The 18665-nt window shown below is 60.9% G+C and carries 15 protein-coding genes; 8 read left to right on the top strand and 7 right to left on the bottom strand.

The annotated features are described in order from the left end of the window. Positions 1-3: 3 nt before the first annotated feature. The 3 genes from FHT92_RS15985 to FHT92_RS15975 form a co-directional block, all read right to left on the bottom strand. Positions 4-1614 (bottom strand): carboxyl transferase domain-containing protein, encoded by a 1611-nt coding sequence (locus tag FHT92_RS15985; protein ID WP_183826907.1) that lies wholly within the window; start codon positions 1612-1614, stop codon positions 4-6. After that, positions 1611-2756, bottom strand: a complete 1146-nt coding sequence (locus FHT92_RS15980) for an isovaleryl-CoA dehydrogenase (protein ID WP_183826905.1) — start codon at positions 2754-2756, stop codon at positions 1611-1613. The genes FHT92_RS15985 and FHT92_RS15980 overlap by 4 nt, the downstream gene beginning before the upstream one ends. 66 nt (positions 2757-2822) lie before the next feature. Beyond that, positions 2823-3899, bottom strand: a complete 1077-nt coding sequence (locus tag FHT92_RS15975; RefSeq protein WP_183742475.1) for an AraC family transcriptional regulator — start codon at positions 3897-3899, stop codon at positions 2823-2825. A gap of 82 nt (positions 3900-3981) precedes the next feature. On the opposite strand from FHT92_RS15975, the gene FHT92_RS15970 reads away from it, so the two are divergent. Genes FHT92_RS15970 through lpdA form a run of 7 tightly spaced genes read left to right on the top strand, consistent with a single transcriptional unit; the run spans position 3982 to position 12043 of the window. After that, positions 3982-4749 (top strand): 3-hydroxyacyl-CoA dehydrogenase, encoded by a 768-nt coding sequence (locus FHT92_RS15970; RefSeq protein WP_183826902.1) that lies wholly within the window; start codon positions 3982-3984, stop codon positions 4747-4749. Between the two features lie 23 nt (positions 4750-4772). Continuing rightward, the gene (locus tag FHT92_RS15965) at positions 4773-5960 is read left to right on the top strand and encodes an acetyl-CoA C-acyltransferase (protein WP_183742479.1); all 1188 of its coding nucleotides are present in this window, start codon (positions 4773-4775) and stop codon (positions 5958-5960) included. A gap of 13 nt (positions 5961-5973) precedes the next feature. Then, positions 5974-7101: an acyl-CoA dehydrogenase family protein gene (locus FHT92_RS15960; RefSeq protein ID WP_183826900.1), complete on the top strand. Its 1128-nt coding sequence runs from the start codon at positions 5974-5976 to the stop codon at positions 7099-7101. A 60-nt stretch (positions 7102-7161) separates the two neighbouring features. Beyond that, positions 7162-8394, top strand: a complete 1233-nt coding sequence (locus FHT92_RS15955) for a thiamine pyrophosphate-dependent enzyme (protein WP_183742483.1) — start codon at positions 7162-7164, stop codon at positions 8392-8394. Between the two features lies 1 nt (position 8395). After that, a complete protein-coding gene (locus tag FHT92_RS15950; RefSeq protein ID WP_183826897.1) occupies positions 8396-9409 on the top strand; it encodes an alpha-ketoacid dehydrogenase subunit beta in 1014 nt (337 codons plus the stop codon). A 3-nt stretch (positions 9410-9412) separates the two neighbouring features. After that, on the top strand, positions 9413-10642 hold the full coding sequence (locus tag FHT92_RS15945; protein WP_183742487.1) for a dihydrolipoamide acetyltransferase family protein: 1230 nt from the start codon (positions 9413-9415) through the stop codon (positions 10640-10642). Positions 10643-10645: 3 nt separating this feature from the next. Beyond that, positions 10646-12043 carry a dihydrolipoyl dehydrogenase gene (gene lpdA / locus FHT92_RS15940; RefSeq protein ID WP_183826894.1) on the top strand — a complete coding sequence of 466 codons (1398 nt, stop codon included), beginning with the start codon at positions 10646-10648 and terminating at the stop codon, positions 12041-12043. A 26-nt stretch (positions 12044-12069) separates the two neighbouring features. On the opposite strand, the gene FHT92_RS15935 is transcribed toward lpdA, so the two are convergent. The 4 genes from FHT92_RS15935 to FHT92_RS15920 form a co-directional block, all read right to left on the bottom strand. Next, positions 12070-12528, bottom strand: a complete 459-nt coding sequence (locus tag FHT92_RS15935; RefSeq protein WP_183826891.1) for a helix-turn-helix domain-containing protein — start codon at positions 12526-12528, stop codon at positions 12070-12072. Between the two features lie 226 nt (positions 12529-12754). After that, the gene (locus tag FHT92_RS15930) at positions 12755-13894 is read right to left on the bottom strand and encodes a glycosyltransferase (protein ID WP_246735493.1); all 1140 of its coding nucleotides are present in this window, start codon (positions 13892-13894) and stop codon (positions 12755-12757) included. Positions 13895-14636: 742 nt separating this feature from the next. Continuing rightward, the gene (locus FHT92_RS15925) at positions 14637-15974 is read right to left on the bottom strand and encodes an ATP-binding protein (RefSeq protein WP_183826888.1); all 1338 of its coding nucleotides are present in this window, start codon (positions 15972-15974) and stop codon (positions 14637-14639) included. Positions 15975-16240: 266 nt separating this feature from the next. Next, a complete protein-coding gene (locus tag FHT92_RS15920) occupies positions 16241-16624 on the bottom strand; it encodes a hypothetical protein (protein ID WP_183826885.1) in 384 nt (127 codons plus the stop codon). A gap of 880 nt (positions 16625-17504) precedes the next feature. Here FHT92_RS15920 and FHT92_RS15915 point away from each other — a divergent pair. Then, a complete protein-coding gene (locus FHT92_RS15915) occupies positions 17505-18251 on the top strand; it encodes a response regulator (RefSeq protein ID WP_183742497.1) in 747 nt (248 codons plus the stop codon). Positions 18252-18665 lie beyond the last annotated feature (414 nt).

Raw genomic sequence — 18665 nt, 5'->3', positions numbered from 1 at the left:
ACCTCACATCCGGAAGATGCCGAAGCGAGGACCTTTGGGGATCGGCGCATTCAGGCAGGCGGAGAAGGCAAGGCCCAATACATCGCGCGTCTGGCGGGGATCGATGATGCCGTCGTCCCAGAGACGCGCGGTGGCGTAGTAGGGATTGCCCTCGGCCTCGTAGCCGGCGCGGATCGGCGTCTTGAAGGCTTCTTCATCTTCGACCGACCAGCTTTCGCCGCGCGCCTCCATCGCATCACGGCGGATGGTGGCAAGCACGGAGGCTGCCTGCTCGCCGCCCATCACGCTGATGCGACTGTTCGGCCAGGTAAAAAGGAAGCGTGGGCGATAGGCGCGGCCGCACATGCCGTAATTGCCGGCGCCGAAACTGCCACCGATGATGACGGTGACCTTGGGTACCGTGGCCGTGGCAACGGCGGTGACGAGCTTCGCCCCATCCTTCGCGATGCCGCCCGCCTCGTAACGGCCGCCGACCATGAAGCCCGATATGTTCTGCAGAAACAGCAGTGGCACGCGGCGCTGGCAGGCAAGCTCGATGAAATGCGCACCCTTCAGCGCGCTTTCGGAAAATAGCACGCCGTTATTGGCGATGATGGCAACCGGCATGCCCCAGATACGGGCAAAACCGCAAACCAGCGTCGTGCCATAGAGCGGCTTGAATTCATGCAGCTCGGAACCATCGACGATGCGGCCGATGACCTCACGAACGTCATAGGGCGAGCGGACGTCCTCGGGAATGAGGCCGTTGAGATCCTCCGGATCGAGTTTTGGCGGACGTGGTGCCTGAAGATCGATATCGACTGATTTCACGCTATTGAGGCTGGCGACGATGTCGCGCACGAGAAGAAGCGCATGCTCGTCGTTTTCGGCGACGTGATCGACGACGCCGGAACGGCGGCCATGGGTTTCGGCGCCTCCGAGCTCTTCGGCCGAAATGATCTCACCCGTCGCGGCCTTCACCAGAGGCGGGCCTGCGAGAAAGATCGTGCCCTGATTGCGCACGATGATCGTCTCGTCCGACATCGCGGGCACATAGGCGCCGCCCGCCGTGCAGCTTCCCATGACGCAGGCAATCTGCGGAATGCCTTCGGCCGACATCTGTGCCTGATTGTAGAAGATCGCTCCGAAATGATCGCGATCGGGAAAGACCTCGGCCTGATGCGGGAGATTGGCGCCGCCACTGTCGACAAGGTAGATGCAGGGCAGCCGGTTCTGCATAGCGATTTCCTGTGCCCGCAGATGTTTCTTGACCGTGAGAGGAAAATAGGCGCCACCCTTCACCGTCGCATCATTGGCGACGATCATCACTTCGCGGCCGCAAACGCGGCCGATCCCGGTGATGATGCCGGCACCCGGCGCCTCGTCATGGTACATGCCGTTCGCCGCCAGCGTTCCGATCTCCAGGAAGGGGCTGCTGGCGTCGAGCAGCAGCTGGATGCGGTCGCGCGGCAAGAGCTTACCCTTGCTCGTGTGGCGCTCGTGGGCCGCCTGCGAGCCGCCCTCGCGGGTCTTGGCCGAGCGGTCGTAGAGTTCGTCGATCAGTCCCTTGTTCTTGATCCTATTGGCTTTGAAGGTCTCGCTGTCGCGATCGATTGCCGAGGAAATCACCGTCATGATGCGATGAGCTCCCGGCCGATCAGATAACGGCGGATCTCGTTGGTCCCTGCGCCGATATCGTAAAGCTTGGCATCGCGCAGGAAGCGTTCGACCGGCCACTCCTTGGTATAGCCGGCGCCGCCGAGCGCCTGGATCGCCTCCAGCGACACTTTCACGGCATTTTCGCTGGCAAAGAGGATCGCGGCCGCCGCATCCGAGCGGGTCGTGCGACCGGCATCGCAGGCACGCGCAACGGAATAGACGTAGGCGCGCGATGAATTCAGCGCGACATACATATCGGCGATCTTGCCCTGCATCAGTTGGAAGTCGCCGATCGGCTTGCCGAACTGCTTGCGCTCCCGCACATAGGGCAGCACTACGTCGAGGCAGGCCTGCATGATGCCAAGCGGACCGGCCGCGAGCACGGCACGCTCATAGTCGAGGCCGGACATCAGGATCTTCACGCCGTCGCCTTCCCGGCCCATCAGTGCTTCTGTCGGCACCTCGCAATCCTGAAAGACAAGTTCCGCCGTATCGCTGCCGCGCATGCCGAGTTTGGAGAGCTTCTTCGAAACGCTGAAGCCTGGCATCCCCTTTTCGATGATGAAGGCGGAAATGCCTTTCGGTCCAGCCGTCGGATCGGTCTTGGCATAAACGATGAGCACATCGGCATGCGGCGCATTGGTGATCCAAAACTTCGTGCCGTTCAGGATGTAGCGATCACCCTTGCGCTCGCCCTTGAGCCGCATGGAAACGACATCCGAGCCGGCCCCTGCTTCGGACATGGCAAGCGACCCGACATGCTCGCCGGAAATCAGCTTCGGCAGATAGCGTTGCTTCTGCTCTGATGTCGCCCAGCGACGGATCTGGTTGACGCAGAGATTGGAATGCGCGCCGTAGCTCAAGCCCACGGAAGCCGAAGCACGCGAGATCTCCTCCATGGCAACGACATGATCGAGATAGCCGAGACCAGCACCGCCAAATTCTTCTTCCACGGTGATCCCGTGCAGACCAAGCGCGCCCATCTGTGGCCAGAGCTGGCGTGGAAACGTATTGCTTTCATCGATCTCCGCTGCGAGCGGAGCAATCGTATCGGCGGCAAATCGCGCCGTCGCCTCGCGGATCGCGTCCGCGGTTTCGCCCAGCGAAAAATCAAACATGGCATTCCTCCCGCTACAATATGTAGCGCGGGTTGCTGCCGCTTCAAAGCTCCCCTCGCACGAAGCCTATTCCCACCGTGCCGATTTCGCCTCCTCGCGGCGGAAGGCGTCGGGGCTCTTACCCATCCATTTCCGAAAAGCGCGAAAGAAGGCGCTCGGTTCGGAATAGCCGAGCTGCACGGCGATCTCGCCGATGGTCTTCGACGTATTCAAAAGCATGTTGACCGCGAGATCGCGGCGGATATCGTCCTTGATGCCGGCGTAGCTCTGGCCCTCGTCATGCAGGCGATGCCTGAGTGTCGAAGACGGCATGCGCATGTCCTTGGCGAGCGTTTCAAAGCTCGACCAGGCGGTGGGAGAGGTCTGCGAGAGACGACGGCGCACGGCGGCAGCGATCCCGGCATCATAGCGATAGCGCACGAGGATATTGGCGGGCGCCCCCCGGAGGAACTGCTTCAATGCCTGTTCGCTGCGCGAAATCGGCAGATCGAGCAGGACGCTGTCGAAGCCAAGCCGGCTGATCGGCTGCGAGAAGCGCACCGGCGCACCGAAAAAGAGCCGGTAATCGGCGCCCTGGTTCGGTTCTTCGCATCGGAAATCGACAAGACGAATCGGGATACGCCGGCCGACAAGCCAGCAGATGATGCCATGCAGGATGATCCAGTAGGTACGATAGGCGAAGGCGGAGCGCGGCTCGCCTGCGTCGCGAAGCTCGATCTGAGCTAACCCGTCGCGGGCGACGAGCGTGCCACGCGGATCGTCCAGCACCACGTCGAGGAAACGCAAGGCTCGCCGCAGGGCATGGCCGAGTGTCGGCGCATGCAACACGCAATGGCAGAGCAGGGTGAAACTGCCGCTGCGCATTGGTCGGGCGCCCATGCCGAAGAATTCGTCATCGAGTTCAGCGGCGATCGCCAGCCACAGCGCACCATAGGCCTCAGCCGAAACCGGTAGATCAATCCGCTGCGGCAGGCCGAGCTTGGTCAGAAGAGGCGCCGTCGGCTTCCCAAGACGGCGCAGGCTGTCGAGCGCTTCCTCGACGAATCCCGGTGCGATCATGCGTCGCTCGATTTCGGCCATCGCTGCTTCACTCCGGTAACCAATATGGCAAAACTGGCCGAAATAATGAGGCAATTCTGTCATCGCTTGCAATAGAGCGAGAGAATAGAATCCTTGTTCGGGCGGACTCTGGAGGAGATGTCTGCCGGGCAGGGAGGTGCGATCCGTGCAAATCCGCGGCGCAAGTTTCATCGTTACCGGTGGCGGCTCAGGGCTCGGGGCGGCGACTGCACGTATGCTTGTCGAAGCCGGGGGACGTGTGACGATCGCCGATCTCAATTTCGAAGCAGGCGAGGCGATCGCCCGTGAGCTGGGACAGGATGCGCGCTTCATCAAGGCCGACGTGACCGATGAAGAGGACGGTGCGGCGGTGATTGCCACGGCCGCGGATGCCTTCGGGCCGCTTCGTGGGCTTATCAACTGCGCCGGCGTGGCGCCGGCCGAAAAGGTGATCGGGCGTGACGGCCCGCACCGGCTGGAGAGCTTTGTCCGAACGATCGGCATCAATCTCATCGGCACCTTCAACATGATCCGGCTTGCCGCCGCCGCTATCCAGGCTGCGCAACCGGATGCGGAGGGCGAGCGGGGCGTGATCGTTAATACGGCTTCGGCCGCCGCTTTCGACGGACAGATCGGTCAGGCAGCCTACGCCGCCTCCAAGGGCGGTGTCGCCGCGATGACGCTGCCGATCGCCCGCGAGCTTGCGCGTCACGGCATCCGCGCTGTGTCGATCGCCCCCGGCATATTCGAAACGCCGATGATGGCCGGCATGCCGACGGAGGTCAGGGAGGCGCTCGGTAAGAGCGTGCCTTTCCCACCGCGTCTCGGGCATCCGACGGAGTTTGCCGCACTGGTGCGTCATATCCTGGAAAACAGCATGCTGAACGGCGAGGTCATCCGCCTCGACGGCGCACTGCGCATGGGTGCGCGCTGAGCGCCTGGCCCGAAGGAGGAAACATGGCCCTGCAGGACCCTATCGTCATCGTCGGTGCAGCCCGTACGCCGATCGGCAGTTTTCAGGGTGAACTCAAGGACGCCGCGGCCCCTGAGCTTGGCGCAACCGCAATCCGCGCAGCACTTGAGCGTAGCGGTGTCGCCGCTGACGCAATCGAGGAGGTCATTTTCGGCTGTGTATTGCCGGCAGGACAAGGTCAGGCGCCGGCCCGTCAGGCGGCGATCCATGCCGGGCTGCCCTTTGCGACAGGCGCGACCACGGTCAACAAGATGTGCGGCTCCGGCATGAAGGCGGTTATGATGGTCCATGACCTCATTGCGGCGGAAAGCGCTTCGGTGGCGGTCGCAGGTGGCATGGAAAGCATGACGAACGCGCCCTATCTCCTTGATCGTGCCCGTGCGGGTTACAGGCTCGGGCATGGGCGGGTTGTGGATCACATGTTCCTCGACGGGCTGGAGGATGCTTATGACAAGGGGCGCTTGATGGGCAGCTTCGCGGAGGATTGCGCCGAAGCCTATCAGTTCACGCGCGAGGCGCAGGACGCCTATGCGATGACCTCGCTGACACGGGCGCAAAGGGCGATTGCTGAAGGCTATTTTGACAGAGAAATCATGCCCGTGACGGTGAAGTCCGGCAAGGCCGAGCAGGTGGCGAGCCGTGACGAACAACCTGGCAAGGCAAAGCCCGACAAGATCCCGACCCTGAAGCCCGCTTTCCGCGACGGCGGCACGGTGACGGCTGCCAATTCCAGCTCTATTTCCGATGGTGCCGCTGCGCTCGTTCTGATGCGCCGCTCGGAGGCAGAGCGGCGTGGGCTGAAGCCGCTAGCCAGCATTCTCGGTCATGCCACGCATTCGCAGGCCCCAAATCTCTTCGCCACCGCGCCAATCGGCGCCTTGCAAAAGCTCTCCGATCGCACCGGCCTGCCGCTCTCCGAGGTCGATCTCTTCGAAATCAACGAGGCCTTCGCCGTCGTGGCCATGGCTGCGATGCGCGACCTCGACCTGCAGCACGATAGGGTCAATGTACATGGCGGCGCTTGCGCGCTCGGGCACCCGATCGGTGCGTCCGGTGCGCGTATTCTGGTGACCCTGCTGTCGGCGCTGGAACGCTATGACCTGAAGCGCGGCATGGCTGCACTTTGCATCGGTGGCGGCGAAGCAACCGCCGTCGCCATCGAGCGGCACTAGGGAAGGGGAGCCGATGATCCTTTCCGAACTTCAGCAGCAGATCCGCGATCTTGCCCGCGACTTCGCTCAGGAAAGGCTGGCGCCAGGGGCGGCGAAACGCGACCGGGAATCTCTCTTTCCCCGCGAAGAATTGAAAGAAATGGGCGAGCTTGGGCTGCTCGGCATGCTGGTGCCGGAGGCCTATGGCGGATCGGATACGGGCGTCATCGCTTATGCCGCAGCACTTGAGGAGATCGCCGCCGGCGACGGACCGTGCTCGACGATCATGAGCGTGCACAGTTCGGTCGGATGTGTGCCAATCCTGAAATTCGGCAATGAGGGGCAGCGCCAGCGCTTCCTGCCGAAGCTTGCCAGCGGCGAATGGATCGGCGGTTTTGCGCTGACCGAGCCGCAAGCCGGTTCCGATGCCTCGAACCTGAAGACACGAGCGCGGCGCGACGGCGATGACTATGTGCTTGATGGGGCCAAGCAGTTCATCACCTCGGGCAAGAACGGGCAGGTCATCATCGTCTTTGCCGTCACCGATCCGGATGCCGGCAAAAAGGGCATCACCGCCTTCATCGTGCCGACGGATACGCCTGGTTATGAGGTTATCCGCGTTGAGGAAAAACTCGGACTGCATTCCTCCGACACCTGCCAGATCGCCTTCACCGGCATGCGCATTCCGGCCGAACTCAGGCTAGGCGAGGAGGGTGAGGGCTACCGGATCGCGCTTGCCAATCTCGAAGGAGGACGGATCGGCATTGCGGCCCAGGCCGTCGGCATGGCGAAGGCGGCCTTCGAGGCGGCGCGCGACTACGCCCGCGAACGCAGCGCCTTCGGCAAGCCGATTGCCGAACATCAAGCCGTCGCCTTCCGGCTCGCCGACATGGCGACCAGGATCGAGGCGGCGCGCCAGCTCGTTTTCCATGCGGCCTCGCTGAGGGAGGACGGGCAACCTTGTCTGTCGGAAGCGTCGATGGCCAAGCTCTTCGCTTCGGAAATGGCTGAACGCGTCTGTTCCGACGCGATCCAGATCCACGGCGGCTATGGCTACATGGCCGATTATCCGGTCGAACGCATCTACCGCGATGTGCGCATCTGCCAGATCTATGAGGGAACAAGCGACGTGCAGCGCATGGTAATTGCCCGCAACCTATAACAATGAGGCCTGGCTTCTGGAGGAGAGGAGGGGCCGATAAAAGGGAGGAAAAAAGACCATATGGTGGAATCTGCGCGTTTGAGCCTGCACGTCCCCGAGCCCGCCGTCCGCCCGGGCGGCCGCCCCGATTTTTCCAACGTCAAGATCGCCAAGGCCGGATCCGTGCCACGGCCGGCGGTTGATGTCGCGTCTGAAGAGATCCGCGAGCTCGCGTATTCGATCATCCGCGTATTGAACCGCGACGGCGAGGCCGTCGGCCCGTGGGCTGGCTCATCGAGTGATGAGGAATTGCTGACCGGGCTTCGCAACATGATGAAGTTGCGGGCTTTCGATGCTCGCATGCTGATGGCGCAGCGGCAGGGTAAGACTTCCTTTTATATGCAGCATCTCGGCGAAGAGGCGGTCAGCTGCGCCTTCCGTAAAGCGCTGCAGAAGGGAGACATGAATTTCCCCACCTATCGCCAGGCCGGCCTCCTGATCGCCGACGACTATCCGATGGTCGAGATGATGAACCAGATCTACTCGAACGAAAGCGATCCGCTGCATGGGCGCCAGCTGCCCATCATGTATTCCTCCAAGGAGCACGGCTTCTTCACGATTTCGGGCAATCTCGCCACGCAATATGTGCAGGCGGTCGGCTGGGCCATGGCCTCGGCGATCAAAAACGACAGCCGCATTGCGGCTGCCTGGATCGGTGACGGCTCGACGGCGGAATCGGATTTTCATTCGGCTCTGGTTTTCGCCTCCACTTACAAGGCGCCCGTCATCCTCAATATCGTCAACAATCAGTGGGCGATTTCCACCTTCCAGGGCATCGCCCGCGGCGGATCCGGCACGTTCGCCGCCCGTGGCCTCGGCTTCGGCATTCCGGCGCTGCGGGTCGACGGCAATGACTATCTCGCCGTTCATGCCGTCGCCCGCTGGGCGGCGGAGCGGGCACGACTCAATCTCGGCCCCACACTGATCGAATATGTCACCTATCGCGTCGGCGCCCATTCGACCTCCGACGATCCGAGCGCCTATCGCCCTAAGACGGAATCGGAAGCCTGGCCGCTCGGCGATCCCGTCTTGCGGCTGAAGAAACATCTGATCGTCAGGGGCGTCTGGTCGGAGGAGCGCCACACACAGGCTGAGGCTGAGATCATGGACGAGGTGATCGAGGCACAGCGGCAGGCCGAACAGCACGGCACGTTGCACGATGGCGGCAAGCCCTCGGTGCGAGACATCTTCGAGGGCGTCTATGCCGAGATGCCGCCGCATATCCGTCGCCAGCGGCAGAAGGCGGGGTATTGATATGGCCCGGATGACGATGATCGAGGCCGTGCGCAGCGCCATGGACGTCTCGATGGCGCGCGACGACAATGTCGTGGTCTTCGGTGAAGACGTCGGCTACTTCGGCGGCGTCTTCCGCTGCACGCAAGGTCTGCAGGCAAAATACGGAAAGACGCGCTGCTTCGACACGCCGATCAGCGAATCCGGCATTGTCGGCACAGCGATCGGCATGGCGGCCTATGGGCTCAAGCCCTGCGTCGAAATCCAGTTCGCCGATTATATGTACCCGGCTTACGACCAGCTGACGCAGGAGGCGGCGCGTATCCGCTACCGCTCCAATGGCGATTTCACCTGCCCGATCGTCGTACGCATGCCGACCGGCGGCGGCATTTTCGGCGGCCAGACGCATAGCCAGAGCCCGGAAGCGCTGTTTACCCATGTCTGCGGCCTGAAAGTGGTGGTGCCGTCCAACCCCTATGACGCAAAGGGCCTGCTGATATCAGCGATCGAGGATCCCGATCCCGTCATGTTCCTGGAGCCGAAGCGGCTCTATAACGGACCTTTCGATGGCCATCACGAACGGCCGGTGACGCCCTGGTCGAAGCATGATCTCGGCGAGGTGCCGGAGGGGCATTTTACGATCCCGATCGGCAAGGCAGAAGTGCGGCGCACGGGCTCGGCCGTCACGGTCGTTGCCTATGGCACGATGGTGCATGTGGCGCTCGCCGCCGCCGAAGATGCCGGCATCGATGCGGAAGTAATCGATCTCCGGAGCCTTTTGCCGCTCGACCTCGATACGATCGTCAAATCCGTCACCAAGACCGGGCGCTGCGTCGTCGTGCATGAAGCAACTCTGACATCGGGTTTCGGCGCGGAGGTCGTGTCGCTGATTCAGGAACATTGCTTTTATCATCTGGAAGCCCCGGTCGTACGCGTCGCCGGCTGGGATACGCCCTATCCGCATGCGCAGGAGTGGGATTATTTCCCGGGACCCGGCCGCGTCGGACGAGCGCTTGCCGAAGTGATGGAGGCCTGAATCATGGGCGAGTTCATCATCAAGATGCCCGACGTCGGCGAAGGCGTCGCCGAGGCAGAGCTTGTCGAATGGCATGTGAAGACCGGCGATCCAGTACGCGAGGACATGGTGATCGCCGCCGTCATGACCGACAAGGCGACCGTCGAAATTCCCTCGCCAGTCAGCGGCACGGTCACCTGGCTTGCCGGTGAGATCGGCGATCGGATAGCCGTCAAGGCGCCGCTGGTGCGCATCGAGACGGCAAGCGGGGCCGGAGAGGTGGAGCCTGAGACCGCCCCTCAGCCGCAGCCGGCCGAGACTGTGAAGGCACAAGCTCCGAAACCTGTTGCAAAGGCGCCGGCGCCGGCAGCTCCGCCGGCTGAAAAGCCGCTCGCTGCGCCGTCGGTACGGCTGTTTGCCCGCGAGAGCGGTGTAGATCTGAGGCAGGTGCAGGGTACAGGTCCGGCCGGACGCATCCTGCGCGAAGATATCGAACAGTTCCTGAACCAGGGTTTGTCGCCCGCTCCGGCGCGTACCGGCCTGGCAAAGAAGACGACGACCGAGGAGATCAAGCTGACGGGTCTTCGGCGCCGCATTGCCGAAAAGATGGTGCTTTCGACCTCACGCATTCCCCACATCACCTATGTGGAGGAGGTGGATATGACGGCACTTGAGGAACTGCGCGCCACCATGAATGCCGACCGCAAGGCCGAGCATCCCAAGCTGACGGTGCTGCCCTTCCTGATGCGGGCGCTCGTCAAGGCGATTTCAGATCAGCCCGACGTCAACGCCACCTTCGACGACGACGCTGGCGTCATCACGCGTCATAGCGCTGTGCATATCGGCATTGCCACGCAGACGCCGGCGGGGCTCACCGTGCCCGTGGTGCGCCACGCCGAAGCGCGCGGCATTTTCGATTGTGCAGCTGAAATGAACCGGCTGGCGGAAGCGGCGCGCTCCGGTACGGCCACCCGCGACGAACTGTCAGGCTCCACCATCACCATCAGCTCGCTCGGCGCGCTCGGCGGCATCGTTTCCACGCCCGTCATCAATCACCCGGAAGTGGCGATCATCGGCGTCAACAAGATTGCCACGCGGCCGGTCTGGGACGGTGCGCAATTCGTGCCGCGCAAGATGATGAACCTCTCCTCCAGCTTCGATCACCGCATCATCGACGGCTGGGACGCGGCGACCTTCGTACAGCGCATCCGCACGCTGCTCGAAACGCCGGCGCTTATTTTCATCGAAGGCTGAGCCATGAAAGAGATTGTCTGCAAGCTCCTCGTCATCGGTGCCGGCCCCGGTGGTTATGTCTGCGCCATCCGCGCCGGCCAGCTCGGTATCGATACCGTTATCGTCGAGGCCGGTAAGCCCGGCGGCACCTGCCTGACCGTCGGCTGCATCCCCTCCAAGGCGCTGATCCATGCCGCAGAGGAATTCGACGCCACGCAGAAAATGCTGACGGGCAAGAGTCCAATGGGCATCCGCGTCGAAGGCGTCTCGATCGATCTGGGAAAAACGATCAGCTGGAAGGACGGTATCGTCGGCCGGCTGACGAGTGGCGTCTCCGGCCTGTTGCAGAAGGCGCGCGTGAAGATCGTCCACGGCCGCGCCCATTTCCGCGACGGCAAGACCGTCGAGGTAGAGACGGAAATCGGCCAGCAGATCATTCGTGCCGAGACCGTCGTCATTGCTACCGGCTCCGATCCCGTGGAGCTCCCGAACCTGCCTTTCGGCGGCCGCGTTATTTCTTCGACCGAGGCGCTGTCTTTGGGCGAATTGCCGAAGAATCTCGTCGTGGTCGGCGGCGGTTATATCGGGCTGGAACTTGGGACAGCTTTTGCGAAGATGGGGTCACAGGTGACGGTGGTCGAGGCGACGCAGCAGGTGCTGCCGCAATATGATGCCGATCTCGTGCGGCCCGTCATTCGCAAGATGACCGAGCGCGGCATCCGCGTCTTGACCGGGGCGAAGGCTGTCAGCCTCTCCGATGCTGGCGACGGACTTCTCGTCGAAACGCCTGACGGCCGGCAACAGGTGCTTGCCGCAGACCGTATTCTGGTGACAGTCGGCCGCCGTCCGAGAACGGCAGGCTCAGGCCTCGAAGAACTCGATCTCGACCGCGCCGGTCCTTTTCTCAGGATCGACGATCGCTGCCGCACATCCATGCGCGGCATCTATGCCATCGGTGATGTTACCGGCGAGCCTATGCTGGCGCATCGGGCCATGGCGCAGGGGGAAATGGTGGCGGAGATCGTTGCCGGAAAGAAGCGCGCCTGGGACAAGCGCTGCATTCCGGCGATCTGCTTTACCGATCCGGAGATCGTCAGCGCCGGCCTGTCCCCGTCAGAAGCACGCGCCCAGGGCTATGATATCAGGACCGGCCAGTTTCCCTTCAGCGCCAATGGACGGGCGATGACCATGCTCGCTGAGGAGGGATTCGTGCGGGTGGTGGCGCGGGCCGACACCAATCTGGTCCTCGGCCTGCAGGCGGTGGGCGCTGGGGTCTCCGAACTTTCGGCCGCCTTCGCGCTTGCGATCGAAATGGGCGCGCGGCTGGAGGATATCGCCGGCACGATCCATGCGCATCCGACGCGCAGCGAGGCGGTCATGGAAGCGGCGCTGAAAGCCCTCGGGAACGCTCTTCACATGTGAGGATCATCGGACAGTATCGCCCGCATTCACTCTGTGCGGGATTCCTGTTCGTCCATTCTCAACGCGTTCCGCGGAACGTCGTCGCTTTCGGCCTGCGCCATCGCCTTGACGAGTGAGATGACCGTCTCGCGAATGCGCCGGTCCTCGATCTTCATGAAGGCCCTGTTGAGGACGAGGCCTTCCTTCGACCGCAGAAATTCTGCGACCGGGTCGACAGGGGCAGACAAATCAAGGCCCGCAAGGCTCGGCGCTTCCCAATCATCCTGCTCGAAAAAAAAAGCTGGCGAGGTGCGCAGTACATCGGCGATCTTCTGCAGGCGGCTTGCGCCGATGCGATTGATGCCCTTTTCGTATTTCTGAACCTGCTGGAAGGTAACGCCGATCTGTTCGGCGAGCCGCTCCTGGCTCATGCCGAGAAGTTGTCTGCGCCTGCGCATGCGCATGCCGACATAGGTATCAATCGCGTTCGGTGTCTTGACGTTCATGGCTTACCTTCTGTCTCTTTCGCATTCATTCCACAGACTTGTAGACGGCATCGGATCGCTTTTCCACGATTTGTTTTTAATACCGCATGATGGCGGATGTTGGCCGGCTCTGCTTTCGATGAGCTCGACGCAGAATACAACGCGCGTTAAGAGCAGGACGCAGGCGGCCGGCCATTCCTCGATCACTACCCACGCACCAGCGTCATCATCGCCATCAACCTGAGCTTCACGCGATGTGGTGCGATTGTTCGGCATCGCGGCGATGTGTGACGCGTCGCGATGCCGCAACTTCGATGTAAAATTGCAGCACCTTGGCAACGCCTGCCGCTCGGGAGAAAGGCTCCATGTCGTAGTCCATGCGCGCCAAACGGCTATCGGCGTCGGACCCAAGCGCATCCGCCAGAGCTTCCGACAGATTTTCGACGGAGCCCGGCTCGACGAAGCGCACCGGATGTTCACGCAGATATTCCGACGGCCCCTCTGTCGCCGAGGCGATGATCGGCAGCCCCTCATGCATCGCCTCGAGAATGGCAAGCCCCGCCGATTCCTCGCGTGACGGCGAGACGAAGAGATCCAGATTGCGCAGGAACCCCGGCACATTGTCGCAATGGCCGAGCAGATGGACGCGGCTGTCGCCCTTGGCAAGCTTTTCCAGTGCTGGGCGTTGCGGTCCTTCACCTGCGATCACCAGGGCAGCGTCTGCAGGTGCGGCCCGCACAAAGGCCGATATCAGAACGTCGTTTCCTTTGCTGGGATGAAGGCGACCGACCGCACCGACGAGCCTGGTTCCAGGCGGAATGTTCAACTCCGAGCGCAGGTTGAGAACCTTTCCATGCTTGACCTCCGGCAACCAGTTCCAAACCAGACCCGCATGTCCGGTATAGGCGCCGAGGCGCGGCAACTGTGCCCGGTTCACACAAATCACCCCGTCGAGCCGCGCGTGCTGCTTGGCTTTGAACCCGACATGCAAAGTGGCAACTCTGGTGACGGTATCAGGAACAGTCGCAAGCGCCTTGCAGCCGGAGCTTAGATGACCATGCGCGATGTCGATGCCTGCCATGGCGATCAGCCGTCGCAGCCGCATGCGCCGCAGAAACGGTGTCGTAAACCGGTGAAGGATGACCTGCCGGTTGACAAGCTCGGCGACCGGGAGGCCGCGTGGCACGACAAGGTGAACCTCGTGCCCGAGGGCGGCTTGCCCGTTTGCGAGATCGATGCAGTATCGCTCCGATCCTGCAAGTTCGGATGCGAACAGCACATGCAGGATACGTTTTGTTGCGGGTGGCATGCAATCGGCTGAATAATCGCCGCCCGCCTGAAATTGCTGAATCTGCTTCACTTTCACGGTCGGCTCTTTATTGTCCATAATCGCTGTTCCCAATGACAGGACGCGACTACGGCACGCAGCCAGGTGAAAGTGGATAAAGTCTTGTTAAGAGATGTGGGCGATCTCTCGTCAGAACCGCGTCAGGCGTTGGACGCTCGATACAAGATGTTGCGGTGGACGCGGCGTTTACGAAGAGCCAATGCTTCGCAAGATCACGGTATGCGAACCGAAAACACTCCCCAGGGCCACGATCACAACGTAACACCATGGGGCAAGGAAGAGTGCCGTGGCCAAACAGGACGAGAGACAATCGTTGGCAGCCGCCCGCTGTTTTCGGCCGGTTCCCTGACGAGCCCAGCTGCCGAGCGACGCAAGACACGAGCCTGTGCAAAGTGTTGCAAGAAACACGAACTGGACACAGCTTGCCCCGACCAGGAAAAGCACGAGAGCGCATATTGCGAAGTTGATCGTCTCTCGACTGGCGATCGAAAAAGAAAACCGGGTGCGAAGCCAGTTCTTAGCGAGACGTATCGACGACCTATCCGAGGCCGGCTTTCTGGTCATCATCGGTGGTTCCAGGTGGACGAAACCAACTACGCCACAGATCTCCGCGAAGGTGGATGAAGTGATGTTAAGAGGCGTTTCGAGCATGTGCTTGTTCGATGCGAGGCTCTGTCCTTGAAGCGGATCGCCGGTCTTCAAAAGACCGCATGATGCCACGATCTCGGTCGCCAGCCAGGCACGGTTGATCTAGCTTGCTTGTTTCGGCGCTTGCGATCGCTCAAACGTTCACAGGCCTCGGCGAGCGCGTCTCTTCTCGGGAAGTGGCGACGATCGGTTCGACAGGCGGCAGCCCGATCTCCACGATCAGGCCATGGGGCACGGCGTTAGCCAGCGTGAGCGTGCCCGAATGAGCTTGAACAATATCCTGGACGATAGACAATCCCAGGCCAAATCCACCCCGGTCGTTCCGTGCCGAATCCAATTTATAGAATGGCTCCAGGACGTTGGCCTGAAACTCGGCAGGAATGCCGGGTCCGTCGTCGGTGACGCAGATGCTGACTGTACGATCTGGTTTGACGAGAAGCTCGACATCGACATGTCCGGCGAATTTCGTGCCGTTGTCGATAAGATTGGCGATCGCGCGCTTCAGCGCGTGAGGTTTGCACGGATAGGCGAAGCGCTCGGGTCCACGATATGCCACCGAGTACCCCATATCGCCAAAGTCATTGCAAGCCGTCACGATCATGCTCGGGAGATCCGCCCTGAGCTGGTTCTCTTTGGATATGTCTTTTCGCAGATAGACCAGCGTCTCTTCGACCATGAGTGTCAGAGCGTCGACGTCGGCCAGCAGCGCGTCTCGCAGCAACGGTTCGCTGGAGCGCTCTGCCCTCAGGCGCAGACGCGTTAGCGGAGTCCTGAGATCGTGGCTAATTGCATGCAGCATGCGCGTGCGCGCATCGATCATGGCACGTATGCGGCTTCGCATATCGTTCAACGACTTCGCAAGCGCCCTGACTTCGAGTGAGCCAATCTCCTCGAACGGACGCTCCGAGCCTTTGTCCGGATCGAGATCCTGCGCGGCGCGAGAAAATCGAAGAAGCGGCGAGGCGATCATCCGACTTCCGTAGAGCGACAGCAGAATGACCGGCACGATGAGTGCCATCGTTGCCAGAAGATCGCTGATTTCGCGATCGGTGATGCGCGAGTCATGCACGGCAGGCGGCGGTGAGAAAGCCAGGGCACGATCGTGATCAACCGCAACCACGAGCACCTGCGTCAGATGACCCGTCGTCGTCCCCGAACGAAGTATGACGTCTGTTGTCGGCGAGAGATTGTTTTTTATCTCCTGGCGGAAGTCATCCTCTTCTACCGGCTGTTCAGAGCCGTGCAGTTCGACGGCTGGCACTTCTTCGACCTGCAACCCCGTCTTCGTGACCGTGTCGAGGATAGTCGACGTCTGTCCCGTCGTTTCCGCTGCGCGTAACATGTCGACCACGAGTTCTATGCGCATTGCAACGGCCCGCGCCTGGGAGACACTTTCCGGTTCCTTGATCGTCAGATGCTCACTGACAGTGCCGAGGATCGCAAAAAGCACCACTGGCCCGATCGCAAGCAATGCAATCTGCCTGCGGATCGACCCCGCAAAAAATCGCGCCAGTATCATTCCGCGCTTTCCTGTTGTCACAATCAGTTATCCGCTGAGCCGTCGCGACTTTCTGCCTTATAACGTCACAAATGTCGCTGAACTGCTTGCATACAGCTCAATCACGTCAACTATGCGCGGCAAGGCCCAGCGATGTCACTCGGAGAGATGTTTTTATTTGTTAAGGCGTGGGTGCCAGTTGCTGAGCAAAGAGGCGGGGATGCAAGTCCTGCCCGCGTCTAGTTGAAGCGCGTCGTCGAGGAGGGCGGAAATGCCGCGTCAGGAGAGCCGAGATTCCTGCGAACCCTTTTGAGGAACGCCTCCCTGTCGAAGAGAGCCGATTGGTCTGCTGTCGCGGGGGCGTGGTTGGGCAGCACAAAGGCCTGGATGTTTACAACAGGAAGATTGCAGAGAGTTCGAACCTCCCCGATCGCCGACGTAACCGTCACGACGATCTTGCACGGGAGACGTTCCAGCGCGAGCTCCAGCTCCGTCCTGTTTGAGACATTGCTGACGTCGAAGCCACCGCTTCGCAAGACTTCGCTAGCGAAATATGATCCTCGTTGGCCCGGAATATAGACGAGAACCGATTGCAGGTTGGACGCTGGGCTTGTGCCGCTCATCGACGTTTCCTATTGGACATCGGCCTCGAAGCTAACAGACCGCGTTTCAAAAGTGGGTTACGTTATGTTAAGTCCTGTGTGCCGCGGTCTTTCGCGTTCACTCAGCAACCTTCGTGTCAACCGCACCGGCTGAGCGTTCCGGCATGGACGGCGCCCTCTCCGGGTGACGACGACGCAATTGCCTGGGACTATCTGTTCTGCCGACGGAGCGGCTTTAAGTGTTGTTAAAATATACGCCGAATTGTTGCGCGCGCAGTCTGCTCAGATTAAGTGCGCCGCGAATATCGCGTTGAAAGTGCCTGTTCAGGCACCTGAACATCTGCAGCGCGGCTCCTCATGCAGCGCGCTCGGAAATATTTCTTAACAACATAAAATCCATTCCAAAACGATTTCCCCGCACTTTCGCCGCGGCGGCAGCGTGACGCGCCACTGAAGCCGCGGGAGCAAACATTGTCATTCATAGTGAGAAATATTGCGCTGGTTATCGCCGCTTCGCTGGCTGTGCCCCTTTCAATGGGCGGCATGGCAGAAGCCGCAGATGCGAATTGCTTTGACGACGGCGATCCGGGTGCCGTCACACCCGGAGAACGTTTATGACGCCGGAGCGGGCCGTCTCGATCACGAAAGCCGGTCAGAACGAACATTGTCGAAGGCGCTTACTGAGGCAAGGTCACTCTCATTCGACAAGCCGCTGGCGCTATTCAATATGCTCGATTGGCCCTATCGTTCTTCAAGGCATCCGAAAGCGCTCCGGTGATCGTTGGGTCGGCGGTCTGTTGCGCTCGGCCAGGAACGGCAGCCTGGAAAAACGATGTGAGACATGCATTGGCTGACAAGCATCCATCTTCAGCAGGAAATTCTTTAAGTTCAGGCTCTGATCATGAATAACATCGCATTCAACGCTCCTTCACAGGCAACGACCCGGATCCTCATCGTCGAGGACGATCGTGATATTGCCGGCATGCTGATCGACCTCATGAAAGAGGCAGGTTATGGCGCCGAAGCGGTCGGATCGGCGGTCGAAATGGATCGTGCCCTGAAAAAGAAGGAGTTTCAGCTCATCGTCCTGGACGGCATGCTGCCCGGCGAGGACGGCTTCAGCATTTGTCGGCGGATCAGGTCGTCCAATACGGTGCCGATCCTGATGCTGACAGCGTTGACTAAGGAAGTGGACAGAGTCATCGGGCTGGAGTTGGGCGCTGACGACTACGTGACGAAACCCTTCAATTCCAGAGAGCTCCTGGCCAGGATAAGAGCACTTCTGCGCCGATCTTCTTATGCAATGCAGGTCAAACCAATCCTGGAAGCAATGACCTTCTCCGGCTGGCGGATCGATCCGGTCACGCGTGAATTAACCGATAGCGATGGCGTGCACGTGTCGCTGACGACTGCGGAATTCGACGTCCTGCTGGTGTTTTGCCAGAATCCGCGGCAGGTCATGAACCGCCAGGAGATCCTGGCCCGCACTCATGCCGGTTCTGCCGGCCCGGTCGAACGCAGCATCGATGTGCATGTTAGTCGCGTGCGGCAGAAAATCGAGCCCGATTACAAGGATCCCACCTTCATCAAGACCGTACGCCTGGGCGGCTATATATTCACGCCCGAAGTCAGCAGGGTTCAAGACTAGCCCGTAACCGGCTATCCAGTATCGTCACCGCACCAGGGCTAGGACCGCGCAAGTCGATGGAGCGTCAGGAAAAAGCGCTCGCGATACAGCGCGCGAGGGTCGTCCATCGGTCCGAAGCACTTTGCGACCTTCGCCAAATCTGTCCCGCCATGTCAATGCGTAGCACCGTGCCGCCTGGCCAGCGACTTCTGACTGTCTTGACTACAGTGCATCGCTCGACGGATTGCCTCCGTAGCCGTGGCGCTGACGTGTGGAACCTGAACCACAGCGCCTTTCGCTCTAAAGAAATATCGCACCGTCAAAGTTCGGGATCGAGCACCTCATGAAGAGCAGTTCTGACTATATGTTCTGCTGCAAATAATTCCGGCCCCACGAGCGGACCGTTAACCTTACAATTAAATCTACGTTAATGAT

Origin of the sequence: Rhizobium sp. BK377 (assembly GCF_014193935.1) — a bacterium.
Lineage (GTDB): Bacteria > Pseudomonadota > Alphaproteobacteria > Rhizobiales > Rhizobiaceae > Rhizobium.
The sequence above is the reverse complement of the archived record's forward strand: the minus strand, read 5'-3'. Positions and strand labels throughout refer to the sequence as shown.

What these genes read in the sequence shown, in the direction of transcription:
- FHT92_RS15985 (WP_183826907.1), bottom strand. Translation starts at nt 1,614, where the DNA reads ATGACGGTGATTTCCTCGGCAATCGATCGCGACAGCGAGACCTTCAAA.
- FHT92_RS15980 (WP_183826905.1), bottom strand. Translation starts at nt 2,756, where the DNA reads ATGTTTGATTTTTCGCTGGGCGAAACCGCGGACGCGATCCGCGAGGCG.
- FHT92_RS15975 (WP_183742475.1), bottom strand. Translation starts at nt 3,899, where the DNA reads ATGACAGAATTGCCTCATTATTTCGGCCAGTTTTGCCATATTGGTTAC.
- FHT92_RS15965 (WP_183742479.1), top strand. Translation starts at nt 4,773, where the DNA reads ATGGCCCTGCAGGACCCTATCGTCATCGTCGGTGCAGCCCGTACGCCG.
- FHT92_RS15960 (WP_183826900.1), top strand. Translation starts at nt 5,974, where the DNA reads ATGATCCTTTCCGAACTTCAGCAGCAGATCCGCGATCTTGCCCGCGAC.
- FHT92_RS15955 (WP_183742483.1), top strand. Translation starts at nt 7,162, where the DNA reads ATGGTGGAATCTGCGCGTTTGAGCCTGCACGTCCCCGAGCCCGCCGTC.
- FHT92_RS15950 (WP_183826897.1), top strand. Translation starts at nt 8,396, where the DNA reads ATGGCCCGGATGACGATGATCGAGGCCGTGCGCAGCGCCATGGACGTC.
- FHT92_RS15945 (WP_183742487.1), top strand. Translation starts at nt 9,413, where the DNA reads ATGGGCGAGTTCATCATCAAGATGCCCGACGTCGGCGAAGGCGTCGCC.
- lpdA (WP_183826894.1), top strand. Translation starts at nt 10,646, where the DNA reads ATGAAAGAGATTGTCTGCAAGCTCCTCGTCATCGGTGCCGGCCCCGGT.
- FHT92_RS15935 (WP_183826891.1), bottom strand. Translation starts at nt 12,528, where the DNA reads ATGAACGTCAAGACACCGAACGCGATTGATACCTATGTCGGCATGCGC.
- FHT92_RS15930 (WP_246735493.1), bottom strand. Translation starts at nt 13,894, where the DNA reads ATGGACAATAAAGAGCCGACCGTGAAAGTGAAGCAGATTCAGCAATTT.
- FHT92_RS15920 (WP_183826885.1), bottom strand. Translation starts at nt 16,624, where the DNA reads ATGAGCGGCACAAGCCCAGCGTCCAACCTGCAATCGGTTCTCGTCTAT.
- FHT92_RS15915 (WP_183742497.1), top strand. Translation starts at nt 17,505, where the DNA reads ATGAATAACATCGCATTCAACGCTCCTTCACAGGCAACGACCCGGATC.